The sequence below is a fragment of the Actinokineospora alba genome (genome assembly GCF_004362515.1).
Lineage (GTDB): Bacteria > Actinomycetota > Actinomycetes > Mycobacteriales > Pseudonocardiaceae > Actinokineospora > Actinokineospora alba.
Genome location: NZ_SNXU01000001.1, coordinates 3468753 through 3481124 on the forward strand (window position 1 = coordinate 3468753; position 12372 = coordinate 3481124).

General features: G+C 71.5%; 7 protein-coding genes. 2 read left to right on the plus strand and 5 right to left on the minus strand.

Features of this window, described 5'->3' with window-relative positions:
• Window positions 1-142: 142 nt before the first annotated feature.
• Window positions 143-2365: a phospholipase A2 gene (locus C8E96_RS16015; protein WP_091575045.1), complete on the minus strand. Its 2223-nt coding sequence runs from the start codon at window positions 2363-2365 to the stop codon at window positions 143-145.
• A gap of 269 nt (window positions 2366-2634) precedes the next feature.
• On the opposite strand from C8E96_RS16015, the gene C8E96_RS16020 reads away from it, so the two are divergent.
• Window positions 2635-6090 carry a tetratricopeptide repeat protein gene (locus C8E96_RS16020; protein ID WP_091575042.1) on the plus strand — a complete coding sequence of 1152 codons (3456 nt, stop codon included), beginning with the start codon at window positions 2635-2637 and terminating at the stop codon, window positions 6088-6090.
• 175 nt (window positions 6091-6265) lie between these two features.
• Here the strand turns inward: C8E96_RS16020 and C8E96_RS16025 are convergent, their stop codons facing one another.
• Complete coding sequence (locus C8E96_RS16025; protein ID WP_228770245.1) at window positions 6266-7570, minus strand: MFS transporter; 1305 nt, start codon at window positions 7568-7570, stop codon at window positions 6266-6268.
• Window positions 7571-9172: 1602 nt separating this feature from the next.
• Between C8E96_RS16025 and C8E96_RS33320 the strand changes: the two genes are divergently transcribed.
• Entirely contained in the window at window positions 9173-10351 is a 1179-nt protein-coding gene (locus tag C8E96_RS33320; protein WP_166658018.1) for a GGDEF domain-containing protein, read from the plus strand.
• 26 nt (window positions 10352-10377) lie between these two features.
• Here C8E96_RS33320 and C8E96_RS16035 read toward each other — a convergent pair whose 3' ends face one another.
• The 3 genes from C8E96_RS16035 to C8E96_RS16045 form a co-directional block, all read right to left on the minus strand.
• Window positions 10378-11349: a LysR family transcriptional regulator gene (locus C8E96_RS16035; RefSeq protein WP_091383097.1), complete on the minus strand. Its 972-nt coding sequence runs from the start codon at window positions 11347-11349 to the stop codon at window positions 10378-10380.
• 9 nt (window positions 11350-11358) lie between these two features.
• Window positions 11359-12066, minus strand: coding sequence for a DUF4184 family protein (locus tag C8E96_RS16040; protein WP_091383094.1), 708 nt, complete (start codon window positions 12064-12066; stop codon window positions 11359-11361).
• A gap of 85 nt (window positions 12067-12151) precedes the next feature.
• Window positions 12152-12352, minus strand: coding sequence for a hypothetical protein (locus C8E96_RS16045; protein ID WP_091383092.1), 201 nt, complete (start codon window positions 12350-12352; stop codon window positions 12152-12154).
• Between the last annotated feature and the right edge of the window lie 20 nt (window positions 12353-12372).

The following is a 12372-nucleotide window of genomic DNA, read 5'->3' on the forward strand; positions in this document are numbered from 1 at the left end:
CGGCCGGTACTCCACGCCTACTCCCTTCCGTCTCTTCAGGCATGGGGCCGCTCATGACGACCCGGAACCGCGGACACCCGTAAGACGCCGAAGGGCCTCCCCAGGTTGGGCCGTAGCGTGTCACACGGGTGTGAGTCATCGGTCACGGCACACTCTCGGCCGTGGCGAGCGCCTCACCATGCGCCCGCCCCTGGGACTCTGACCTGCGTCGATGGGCGAGGAATCGACTCGTCGCGAGGCCGAGCGCCAAGGCCAGCGTGACCCAGTGGACGGTGAGCCCGCTCGATCCGGCGATCGGCGGGAGACACGCGATAGCGGTCAACAGCCATGGCCACGGCGTCGCCGTGGTGCCGGTGCGGACCGAGTGCAGCAGGTACCAGCCCAGCAGCAGGTGGACGATGCTCGACATCGGGTCCAGCGGCACACCCAGCAGCACCGGCGAGGTGTGCGTGCCGGTCAACCCGGTCACCGCGAAGCCGAGGATGCCGATAGCGCCGTAGCCGGTGCCCAGCGTCGCGGCCACCGCGTCCCACCGGGAGCCCGCGCGGTCCTGGGCGGCCCCCGCGTCCGGGTCCAGCGTGGAGCGCCACTCGAACAGCACGAACGCCAGCGCCGTGGGCACCCCGAGCAGCGCGAGGGCGAGCAGGGGACGGGGCTGGACCAGCCAGTCGACCCCGGTGGTCGGCAGCCCGGCGCTGCGGGCGGCGCCGATGATCCCGGCGATGACCAGCATCGCGCACAGGTACGCGAGGTACACCGTCATCGGCGCGGAGTGGACGAACCGGGCCGCCTGGGCCGGGGCGCTGCGCGCGATGGCCCGGGCGCCCGCTCGGCGGGGCAGCGCGACCAGGCAGACCTGGGCCAGACCGATGAGCAGCACCGCGGGCGCCGACGGAACGAAACTCGCCGACCCGGTCGGCTCGGCCATCACCAGCGGCGACAGCGGACCCACGGTCGTCAGCGCGGCCAGGGCGGCGAGCGCGGCCAGTCCGACCGCCACGAGCACCGCGCGGGGCAGCCGCCACAGGGTGCCGTCGGCGTAGTGGAAGGCGAGCTGGCCGAACAGCGCCGCGAGGACCACGCCGCCAAGGTGCGCGGCGAACACCCCGGACCCGAACACCCCGATGCCGACCACGACCGCGGCCTGCGCCAGCGGCGTGAGCACGGGGGCGCGGCGGTGCAGCCACAGCATCGCGGGCGTCATCGCCACCACGAGCAGGTACAGGCCGAGCAGCCACAGCGGCTGCACGACGAGCCTGCCGACGGTCCGGACCGCCTCGGGTGGGGCGTTCACCAGGTCGAGCGAGAGCGGCAGCACCAGCCACGCGGTGACGAAGGCGAGCACCGGCCGGATCAGCCAGCACACCCGCCGCGCCAGGTAGCCGCCGTAGCCGGTGGTCGTGGCCTGCCAGGCCAGCAGGTTCGAGTGCCCGCCCGCGAAGAAGAACAGCGGCACCAGCTGCAGCAGCCAGGTCATCGGCCACAGCGACGCCGCGGTCAGGTCGAGCAGGGGCGCCAGCGCGAGCACCGACTCGGCGAGGACGAACCCGCCCAGGCTCACCATCCGCAGGAACCCGAGGTAGGACGCGCGGTCACCCTCGTCCGGCGACAGCACCGGTTGGGGCTGGCGCGGCCGGTGCTGCCGGGTTCGTCGCAGCACCGGGACCCGGACCACGAGCAGCGCGATGACGACGAGCAGACCCGCGGTCCACAGCCCGATCGGCTCGGCCCGCGGCGGCCCCCACCGCTGGTGCCACGAGTTGACCACCAGGCCCGCCGAGTACAGCGTCGCCACGATCCGGCAGGTGCCCGCCGAGCCCTGCGGGTTGCGCTCGCACTGCCCGTGCATGTCCTCGGCGAGCTGCTGGTCGAGGCGCCTGCGCGGGTCGGGCCCCAGCGGCTCGCCCTTCTCCTCGGCGTAGCGCAGCAGGTCGTAGCCCAAGTCGTGCGCCTTGCAGCCGACCGAGTAGTCCCAGCGGGTGTCGTCGTCGCCCCACGGTGTCGAGCAGCCGCCGCCCGCGTGGACCGCGCGGTCCCGCCCCGCGGGGTCGGTGGCCCGGGCCGGGTCGACGTCGGTGACCTTGGTGAAGTCCTTGGGCAGCACGGCGAGCGGATCCCCGGAGAACCCCGGGTCGAGCATCGTGTCGATGGCGGCGGCGGCCACGGCGGCGTCACCGGTCGGCGGGCCCGCGTCGGGAGCGGGTGAACGAGAGGCGACCACGCCGAAACCGGCGGCGACGACCACGACGAGGAGGAACCAGCCGAGCCGTCCACCCAGCGCGCGCCCTGCCCGCGGCGGCTCCGGATCGGCCGAGGAGTGCCGGGCGGACGGCACTGTGACCTCACCCGAGACTTTGCCCCCCACTCGGGCAGGTTACCGGGATGCGAAGCGCACGCGCGCGGCACGGGGAGTGGTGGCGGGTGGGTGGCACGGCGCACCCCCAGGGCGCCATGCCACTTCCCCCCTTCCCCCGGATGACACGGTACGGACCGGCCCTGGCAGCCGGTCTGTACTGTCCTTGACGGCCGCCTGTACCGCTCGGCAATGCCCGCTACCTGCGTGAATCGGTCATCCGATTGCACTACGATGAACTGACCGGCAAATTGAACGCGGCAAGAGAGGGCATCGTCGAAATGACCGAGGAGTCGCCGATCCCGTTCGGCGAAGTCCTCCGGTCGCATCGGCTGCGGGCCCGGCTCACCCAGCAGGAGCTCGCCGAGCGCTCCGGTCTGAGCGTTCGCGCGCTGCGCTACATCGAGCGCGGCGGCGTCGACCGGCCCCGGCTCGACACCGTCCGCAGGCTCGCCGCCGCCGTCGGGGTGCCCGCCGACGACCCCACCTTCCTCGCCGCCGCCGCGGCCGTCCAGCAGACACCGGCCCCGCGGGTGCGGGTCGGCATCCTCGGGCCGCTCTCGGTCGACCACGGCGACCGCGCGATCGGAGTCGGCGCGCTCAAGCAGCGGACCCTGCTGGCCCTGCTGGCGCTGCGGGTCAACACCACGGTCCGGCACGACGAGATCGTCGACGTGCTCTGGGGCGAGGACCCGCCGGAGAGCTGTCTCGGGCTGGTGCACACCTACATCTCCCGGCTGCGCCGCGCGCTGACCGCCGCGAGCAGGCGCAACGCCGACGTGATCGCCTCCACCCCCGGCGGCTACCGGCTCGACCTGCGCGTCGACCAGCTCGACATGGCCCGGTTCGACGATCTCGTCGCCAAAGCCCAGGCCGCCCGGCTCAGCGAGCCGGACCGGGCCGCCGACCTCTACGACCGCGCCCTCGCCTCCTGGCGCGGACCCGCGCTCTCCGACCTTCCCGCGCTGCGCGAGCACCCGGCGGTGATCGCGCTGAACGTGCGCCGCCGCGACGCGGTCCTCGCCCACGCCGACGTCGCGATCGAACTCGGCCGGTTCGACGAGGTCGTCCTCAACACCCGCGGCCTGGTCCACGACGAACCGCTCCACGAGGGCCTGCACGCGCGGCTGATCCTGGGGCTCGCGGGCACCGGCGAGCAGGCCGCGGCGCTGGGTGTGTTCGCCGACATCCGGGCCCGCCTCGACACCGAACTCGGCGTCGAGCCCGGCGCCGAGATCCGCCAGGCGCACGTGCGGGTGCTGCGGGGCAAGCCGCAACCCGCGTCGCAGCGCGCGCCCGCGCAACTGCCCGCCGAGACACCCGGCTTCGTGGGTCGGGCCGACGCCATGGCCCGGCTCGACTCGCACCTCGCGGACCTGGACGGCCACTCGGTGGTCATCGCGGTCTCGGGAAGCGCGGGGGTCGGCAAGACCGCCCTCGCCGTGCGGTGGGCGCACCGGGTCCGCCCGCGGTTCCCCGACGGCCAGCTCAGCGTCAACCTGCAGGGCTACGCCGCGGGCCATCCGCCGACCGTGCACGAGGTGCTGGTGCGCTTCGTGCGCGCCCTCGGCGTCGCGCCCGAGCGGGTGCCTGCCGACACCGAGGAGGCCGCGGGTCTCTACCGGACGATGCTGACCGGCAAGAAGGTGCTGATCCTGCTGGACAACGCGGCCACCGCCGAACAGGTGCGCCCGCTGCTGCCGGGCTCGCCGGGATGCCTGGTGCTGGTGACCAGCCGCGACCGGCTCATGGGCCTCACCGCCCGTGACGGCGCGCACCAGCTGCCGCTCGACGTGCTCGCGCCGGAGGAGTCGGTCGACCTGCTCGGCAGGCTGGTCGGCGTCGCCCGCACCCGCCGCGAGGCCACGGCCGCCGCCGAGATGGCCGACACCTGCGCGCACCTGCCGCTGGCGCTGCGCATCGCGGGCGCGAACCTCGCGATCCGGCCGCTGACCACGGTCGCCGATTACACCCGCGAACTGCGTGACCGGGGCCGGATGGCCGGTCTGGCCGTCGCCGGGGACGAGTCCGCCGCGGTCCGCGTCGCGTTCGACCTCTCCTACACCAAGCTCACCCCGGCGGCCCGGCGCCTGTTCCGGCTGCTCGGCCTGGTGCCCGGCACCGACATCGACGCCGCGGGCGCGGCGGCCCTGGTGAGCTCGACGACCGACGAGGCCGCGCGGCTGCTGCGCGTGCTCGACCACGGCAACCTCATCCGCGAGCACACACCCGGCCGCTACACCTTCCACGACCTGCTGCGCGAGTACGCCGCCGACCGCGCGGGCTTCGACGACGAGGACGACGACCGCCACGACGCCGTCGTCCGGCTCTTCGAGCACTACCTCAAGGCTGTGCGCGCGTACAGCGCGGTGCTCTGGCAGGTCGAGCCCGCGGAGTCGGGCGGCGGCGAGCAGGCCGCGATCAGCTGGCTCGACGCCGAACGCGCGAACCTGGTGGCCGCCGCCCTCGCCGCGGGCGGCCTGGGCCTGCACAGCTACGCGTGGCGCTTCGCCGAGGCGCTGCGCAGCTATTTCACCAACCGCGGCCACGGCGACGACGGCATCGCCGTGTGCACCGCGGCGGTGACCGCGGCCCGCAACGCCGGTGACGTCGACGCCGAGGCGTCCGTGCACGAATTGCTCGGACAGATCTACGGCAACCTCAGCGACTACGACAACGCCATCGAGCACCTGCGCTGGGCGCAGGAACTCAGCCGGGGCACCGGCAACCGGGTCGTCGAGGCGGCGGCCCTGCACAACCTCGGGCGCGCGTACTCGCAACTCGGGCAACCCGCCCAGGCGTCGGCGTTCTGCGAGGAGTCGCTGCACATCTACCGGGCCATCGGCAACCGGCGCGGGGAGGCGGCGGCGCTGAACTACCTGGGCATCGCCGCGCTGCTGCTGGGCAGGCCGAGCACCGCGCTCGACCGGCACGCCGAGGCACTGGAGTTGAGCACCCGCATCGGGCACCGCCAGGTCCAGGCCGCGGCGGCGCAGGGCCTGGGGCTCACCCACTGGGCGGTGGGCGACCTCGGCAAGGCCGAGCGGTGCTACCAGGACGCGCTGGCCGTGTGCCGCCGCTACGGCTACCGCCACGGCGAGGTCGCGATGCTGGTGTGCCTGGCCGAGACCGGCTGCGACCGCGGCACCCTGACCGAGGCCGCCGTCCTGGTCCGCCAGGCCATCGACCAGGCCCGGCAGCTCGGAGCACGCAGGCACGAGGTCAGCGGGCTCGACATCCTCGCGACCATCCAGCTGCGCACCGGCGAGTGGTCCGCGGCCGCCGACAACTACGCCGAGGCCCGCGAACTCGCCGAGGACATCCGCTACAGCTACGGCGAGGCGTCGGTGCTCACCGGCATGGGTGCCCTGTGCAGGCGCACCGGAGACCGGGCGGGCGCGATCGACCACGGCCTGCGGGCGCTGGCCCTGATCGACGAGACCGACATGCGCCTGTTGGAAGCCCGTGCGCTGACCGAGGTCGCACAGTCTTATCTGGACGCGAGCGACACCGCCGCCGCCCGCGACTACACCGAGCGGGCGATCACCGTGACGGCCCGGGCGGGCCAGCGGCTGGCGCACGCGCGGGCGCTGCATGTGCGGGCACTGGTGCGGCAGGGTGAGTCCGACTTGGACGGTGCGCGGTCCGACTGGCAGGAGGCGCTTGAGGTGTTCGAGGACTTGGCGGTGCCAGAGGCCGCGCATGTGCGTGCGCTGCTGTCGGCCTGGGCGCGCTAGCTTGCCTGTTTCCCACACGGTCGGGCCCTTCCGTCGTTCGCTGCCTCGACCACGTTCCCGCGGAAATGGGTGTGGTGACAGGGGCAGGCGACGGGCTGTGGACCGGGCCTCACGAGCTGTGGACAACCGGACGCGGCGGGCCTGAAGTGTCAGACCCGTGTGCTTGGGCGCGCTGTCAGCTCGCCTGTTTCGCCGGTGACTGGCGCTTCGGTGTGGGACGTTTCCCCGGTGATTGGCGCTTCGGCGTGGGACGTTTCCCCGCCGAGGCGGGGTCCGCGGCCGTGTCGTCGCCCTCGCGGCGCGCGTGGGACCAGGCGACGGTCGCGGGCACCGCGATCACCACGCCGAGGGCCCCGGCGATCGCGATGGTGGTGGCCGAAGAGCCGATGCCTTGCGCCACCGCGCCGCCCGCCGCGATGCCCAGGGCCTGCGCGACCCGCAGCCCGGTGCGCGCCGCGCCGAACGCGCCGCCGCGGATCTCATTGGGGACGAGTGTGTTGAAGATGCCCATGACCGTCACCTGGTACGCGCCGACGACGCCCGCGACGAACAGCAGGACCAGCGCGAGGATCAGAGTGGGCTTCAGGATGAACAGGGTCAGCACACCGAGCGCCGAGGTCGCGAGCACACCGATGATGCGGGCGCGGAGCGCGGGGGGAATGAAGTGCGAGATCGCGAACGTGCCGACGATGAACCCAAGTGGATCCGCCGCCAGCAGCAACCCCACCGCCCCTGACGGCGCGCCGATCTCCTTGGCCAGCGGCGCCGCGAGACCCTCCGGGATCACGGCGAGCCCAACCAGCCAGGACAGCGTCACCAGGATGCGCACCTTGCGGTTGCCGAAAACCCAGCGCGCGCCGTCGAGCCAACTGGTCTTCTCGGTGCTCGCGGGCGGGCGGTCCTGAACGTAGCGGTGGACGAGCAGCGTCGCCACGACGAAGGTGGCGGCGTCGATGGCCAGCGCGGTCGACGTGCCGAGCCACCCGACGAGCAGGCCGCCGCCGCCGAGGCCGACGAGCATGGTCGTGTTCGTGGTGATGCCGCGCAGGTCTTGGCTGCGGAAGTAGAGGTCGTCGTCGGGCAGGATCTCCCGCGTCGTGGCGTTCTGCGCCGCCACCGCGGGGGACTGTAAGAGTGGAACGCCGATGACCAGCACGAACAGCGCGACCAGCGGCATGTTCGGGATCGCCATGAGGCCGACCAGCACCGCCTGACCGGCCGAGCACCACACCATCAGGGTGCGTCGGCGGTAGCGGTCGGCGAGGTGGGAGAGGCCGAGACCGCCCGCGAGGGCGGGAAGGAACGTCAGGGCGTAGATGCCCGCCGCGTACATCGCGTTGCCGGTGCGGTCGTAGACGAGGATCGCGAGCGCCACGCGGGTGAGCTGGTCACCGGCGACGGAAAGGCCCTCGGTCAGCCAGAGCGCGCGGAACTCCCGGTTCGCGAGGGGCGCGAACAAGCTCGGTCCCTGTCGGCTCACGTTCACTCCTTGTCCGTGTGGGGTTTACCCGCACGGGCCGATGGCACTCCTCCGGCGCCCTGTTGTGGGGCGCGGGTGGTCTGGCGCGATCTTGTCACTCGGTTACCGCTGCGTCGCTCAGAGTACCGGTACCGGCGGGTGGTCACGGACGCCATTGGTAAGGTCCAAGCCCCGAAATCGGCGGATGCGTCCGTCCGGCGGAGCGTTGTGGGTCAGTTTCCAACCGCACCCCGGCTGAATGGCCCACGCGCTCGATCGGCGGGGGCAAAGTCGGGTGAACTGCGTCACAGGCGGCAAGCGGGGCGCGATAGTACGAAAGAGTGATCAACAAGGTTGCGCGGCGTCACGGACGAGGCGAAACGTCGTCATATGTGGTGAGAGGCCAACCCCGCTCGGCTTGCGCGTTTGCTCCATTCGGGCGCTGCTTGCTGTAGTGGACTCACTACTGTCGGCGTTAGCCGTACCGTGGAGTCCGCGAGTGGCGTCCCGTGATTGGGGACGGTGATACGCCGAACCGCAGGTAGACGATGTTACGGGCGATGGGTCGGCCGAACAGAACACTGTGTCGGTCGGAAGGCATACGCTTCTCGGTAAGACCGAAGTCCTGCGGAATCCGGAGGATGAACAGCGAGCGGAAGGGAGGGCGCACCGTTGGGATCCACTGATCGTGGGAACGGGCGGACGCCACCTTCCGTCGAGTCGAAGGCGGGGGACATTCCGGGCGCTGATGGCACGCGCTCGTCGGTCACCAGTCACGGACGCACATCTGGGGCTCCTGTCGTGGACACGGTGGACACGTCGGGGATGGCGGAGGCGGTGGGGTTCACCAGTCGCGGACGGTCATCTGAGGCTCCTGTTTTCGAGAGGTCGGGGGAGTCGGAAGCGGGGGTTGTCACCAGTCGCGGACGGTCACTTGAGGCTCCTGTTGTCGATGGGTCGGGGATGGCGGAGGCGGTGTGGGTCACCAGTCGCGGACGGACATCTGAGGCTCCTGTTTTCGAGAGGTCGGGGGAGTCGGAAGCGGGGGTTGTCACCAGTCGCGGACGGACACTTGACGCTCCTGTCGGTGAGTCGGGTGTGCTGGACGCTGTGGGGGCTACCAGTCGCGGACGGTCATCTGAGGCTCCTGTCGTGGGTGAGTCGGCGAAGTCGGAGGCGGGGGTCACCAGTCGCGGACGGTCATCTGAGGCTCCTGTTGTCGACGGGTCGGGGGAGTCGGTGGTGGGGGTCACCAGTCGCGAACACACATCTGAGACTCCTGTCGTAGGCGCGGCGGGGACGGAAGGAACTACCAGTCGCGGACAGACATCCGAAGCTCCTTCCGCGGATTCGTCGGGTCTAACGAGTGGGAGCGGCCGAGATCACGCATCACCAGCCACACCTCCTCGCGACGGCAATCGCCCGGAAGACGGAAAAGCCGAGTCGACCGGTACGGTCCATCGCGGCCGGATCCTGCGATTGTTCCGTCCACGCCTAAGTGTGACCGAATCGCTGCGCAGTGAACACCCTTCCCTCCATTCATCGCTATCCCCGCGACGATGGGGGCTTTGGACACTTCCGCGGCCCGTCCTGCGGTACATCCTGGCGTTCGAAACGCTGGCGGTGATCGTCGCTGTCGCATTGGTCATCACCGACGCGCCCGCCACCGCGATGGACTGGCGGGTCCTGGCGTCCCTGGTCGGCGCGACCGCGCTGCATTTGTGGATCTCCCGGCGAACCGAGGAAACCCGCCGGGACAGCGGCACCGGTCCCCACTTCGACACGACCACCGTCTGGGTGCTCCCCGCGATGGTGTTGCTGCCGGCGTGGATGGCGATCATCTCCCTGCTACTGCTTCGTGCACAGCTCTATCCGGTCGCTCGTCGCCCGCTCTACAGGTACACCTTCGGCACCTTGGCCGTGCTGGTCGCCGCCCTCTCCGAACTGGCCATCGTCCGCTATTCGGGCATCGACGTGGCCAGCGCGTTCGGCGCGCGTGAGGTCTTGGTGCTGGCGGGTGCCGGGCTTGCCTTCTTCGTCGTGAACGCTATCGCGATCGGTGGCGTCATCGCCTTGTCGACCCCGCAGCCCACCTGGCTGTCGGTCATCGGCTCGGCGCGCGACAACGCGATGGCGGCCATGACCGTGTGCCTTGGTTCGATGGCGGCCCTCGCGGTCGCCCACGCCTGGCTCGCGCCGCTGTTCGTGGTGCCGCTGCTGGCCGTCCTCGACTGGGGCGCCCTGCAGATCGAGAACCTCAAGGGCGACGCCCGCACCGACCACAAGACCCAGCTGCTCAACAGCCGCGGCTGGCACGAGCAGACCGGCCGTGAGCTGGCCCGCGCCCGCCGCCAGCACTCGATGCTGTCCGTCGCGGTGCTCGACCTCGACCACTTCAAGCAGGTCAACGACACGTGGGGACACCCGGCGGGCGACGCGGTGCTGCGCGCGGTCGGTGCGGTCCTGCGGGAGACGACCCGCCAAGGCGACGTCGTGGGTCGCTTCGGCGGCGAGGAATTCGTCCTGATGCTGCCCGACACCGACGCTGAGCAGGCCGTTCGGGTGGCCGAGCGGGTGCGCCAAGGGGTGGCCGACATGCACGTCGCGGCCACCGACAAGCGCGGCCAGCCAGTGCTGATCTCGAACCGCACGGCGTCGATCGGCATCGCGTCCGGCCCCGGCGCCACCTCCGACCTCGAAGAACTCCTGCGCTCCGCGGACGCGGCGGTCTACGAGGCAAAGCACGGTGGCCGCAACCAGGTCCGCTCGGCGGAATCGTCACTCCCGCACCACGCCGAATAGCCGCCTATACCCGCAATTCGGGCGGATTAAACCCGTTCGACACCGAAAGTCGGATGGGACCGCAGGAATTCGGTGTACTGCGGACTGCGGGCGACCACATCCAGATATGCGGCGCCCGCGAGTTTCACCACCTGATCGGCGAACCCGACCGCGGTCCCCTCCGGATGCCAGCCGATGAGGCTGCGCCACCGCAGCGGGTTGCCCGCGATGGGCCGGGTGACGATGCCGGGCGTCTGGCGGAACGTCGGCTGGCACAGGACGACCGCGTCACCGGACTCGACCAGGTCGACGCAGCTGGCCGTGTCGGTCTCGTAGAGGGTCTTGGGCGTGAAACCGGCGCGGGCGCACGCGGCGGCGAAGCACTCGGCGAAGCAGCCGTCGCCGGGGGTGGCGCCCCAGTGGGTGCCGGCGAGGTCGGCCAGGTCGACGACGGACCGGTCGGCGAGCGGGTGGTCCTCGGCCAGCATCACGAAGACCGGGTCGGTCGCCAGGGTCCGCCAGAGCAGGCCGGGCCGCGATGGCGGTGGGGCGTCACCGCACACACCGACGAGCGTGTAGTCGATGCGGCCGTCGGCGACCATCCCGGCCAGCTGCTCCGACGACCACGACGCGTGCGTGGTGACCAGCAGGTCCGGGTAGGTCGCGCTCACCTGGTGCACGAGGGCGCCGAGCACCGGCCCGTTCGCCGAGGCGAGCCGCAGCCGGGTCGGGGTGTCGCCCGTGGCGCCCGCGCTGGCGAACCGGGCGGCTTCCTCGCGCAGGTCCGACACGGCGGGCAGCAGCAGCCTGGCCCGCGCGAGAACCAGCTCACCGAGCGGCGTGACTCGGGCGCCGCGCCGGTCGCGTTCGAACAGCGCGCCGCCCAGGGCACGTTCGACGCGGTGGAGTTGGGCGGTCAGCGCGGGTTGGGCGAGTCCGAGCGCGGCGGCGGCCTTGGTGATGCTTCCGGCGTCGGCGATCGCGCAGATGATCCGGAAATGGCGTAGCTCCAACTCCATGCGCCCACGCTAAGGGGCGGCGTCGGCCCGGCGGAAGGGTTTGCGGCGCGCGATGCCATAGACGACCAGGGCGACCACGAGTCCGCTGGTGGCGCCGACGGAGGCCCGCACGATCCCGACCTCGATCTTGACCGCCGGATCGACCTCGGCCATGCCGATGATCGCCGCATAGGCGGCGGTGGCCGCAGATGCCGCGAGAACCCAGGCGATCCCTTTCTCCCGCGCCTTTCGAGGAGCCGCGCGGTATTTCACGGCGAGCGTCGCGATGATCACCGACAAGCCGACGACGCTGCACGTCACCTGAAGGAAGAAGAAGATCGGCATATCCGGCCAGATCTGCAGGCGGAGCAACGGAATGCGCTCCACGAAATAGCCGTGGCCATGGGTGAAGTCGTCCCACACCAGGTGGGTGAGAATGCCGGCGGCCGCCGACACCACAACGGTGATGCCCGGTTTCGGCGGGCGCGGGATGAATCTCCGCGGGGACAACGCCGCGACGGCGGGCTCGATTGTCGTGTGCCACAAGGCGAGCAGGGCGAAAGCGATGGGCAACGTCAGCGCCATTCCGGTCAGGGAATGGGTGAAGTTTCCGTTGACCGGCCGCAGCGCCAGGAAATAGGGCACATCGGGGGCCAGCGCACCCGCGATCATCGCCGACGGTGCGCCGTAGCGCAGCAGTGGGAGAACCGCGGCGGGGTGGGCGAGCGTGAAAGGCATGCCACCGATCGTGGCGGGCGGGTGTGGAGACGGGGTGGGGGATCGGTGGGGATCCCGCGGGGGTCTGTCGCGTCCGCGCGGTGGGTCAGACCGGCGGGATGATTCCCGGGAAGTGGCCCACGGTCTCGCAGTGCGGGCACGGGCGACCGTTGTCCACGTTGCGGGGGCTGCCGCCGATCATCGCGAGCTTCGGGTCGGCGACCATGCCGCCACCGCCGCAGTACTGGCACACGGTGTGCACCTCGGCGGGGACTTCCAGGTCGTCGTCCTCGTCGTCCTCGTCCACCGTGGGCTCCTCTGGCGGGG

What these genes read in the sequence shown, in the direction of transcription:
- C8E96_RS16020 (WP_091575042.1), top strand. Translation starts at nt 2,635, where the DNA reads ATGACCGAGGAGTCGCCGATCCCGTTCGGCGAAGTCCTCCGGTCGCAT.
- C8E96_RS16035 (WP_091383097.1), bottom strand. Translation starts at nt 11,349, where the DNA reads ATGGAGTTGGAGCTACGCCATTTCCGGATCATCTGCGCGATCGCCGAC.
- C8E96_RS16040 (WP_091383094.1), bottom strand. Translation starts at nt 12,066, where the DNA reads ATGCCTTTCACGCTCGCCCACCCCGCCGCGGTTCTCCCACTGCTGCGC.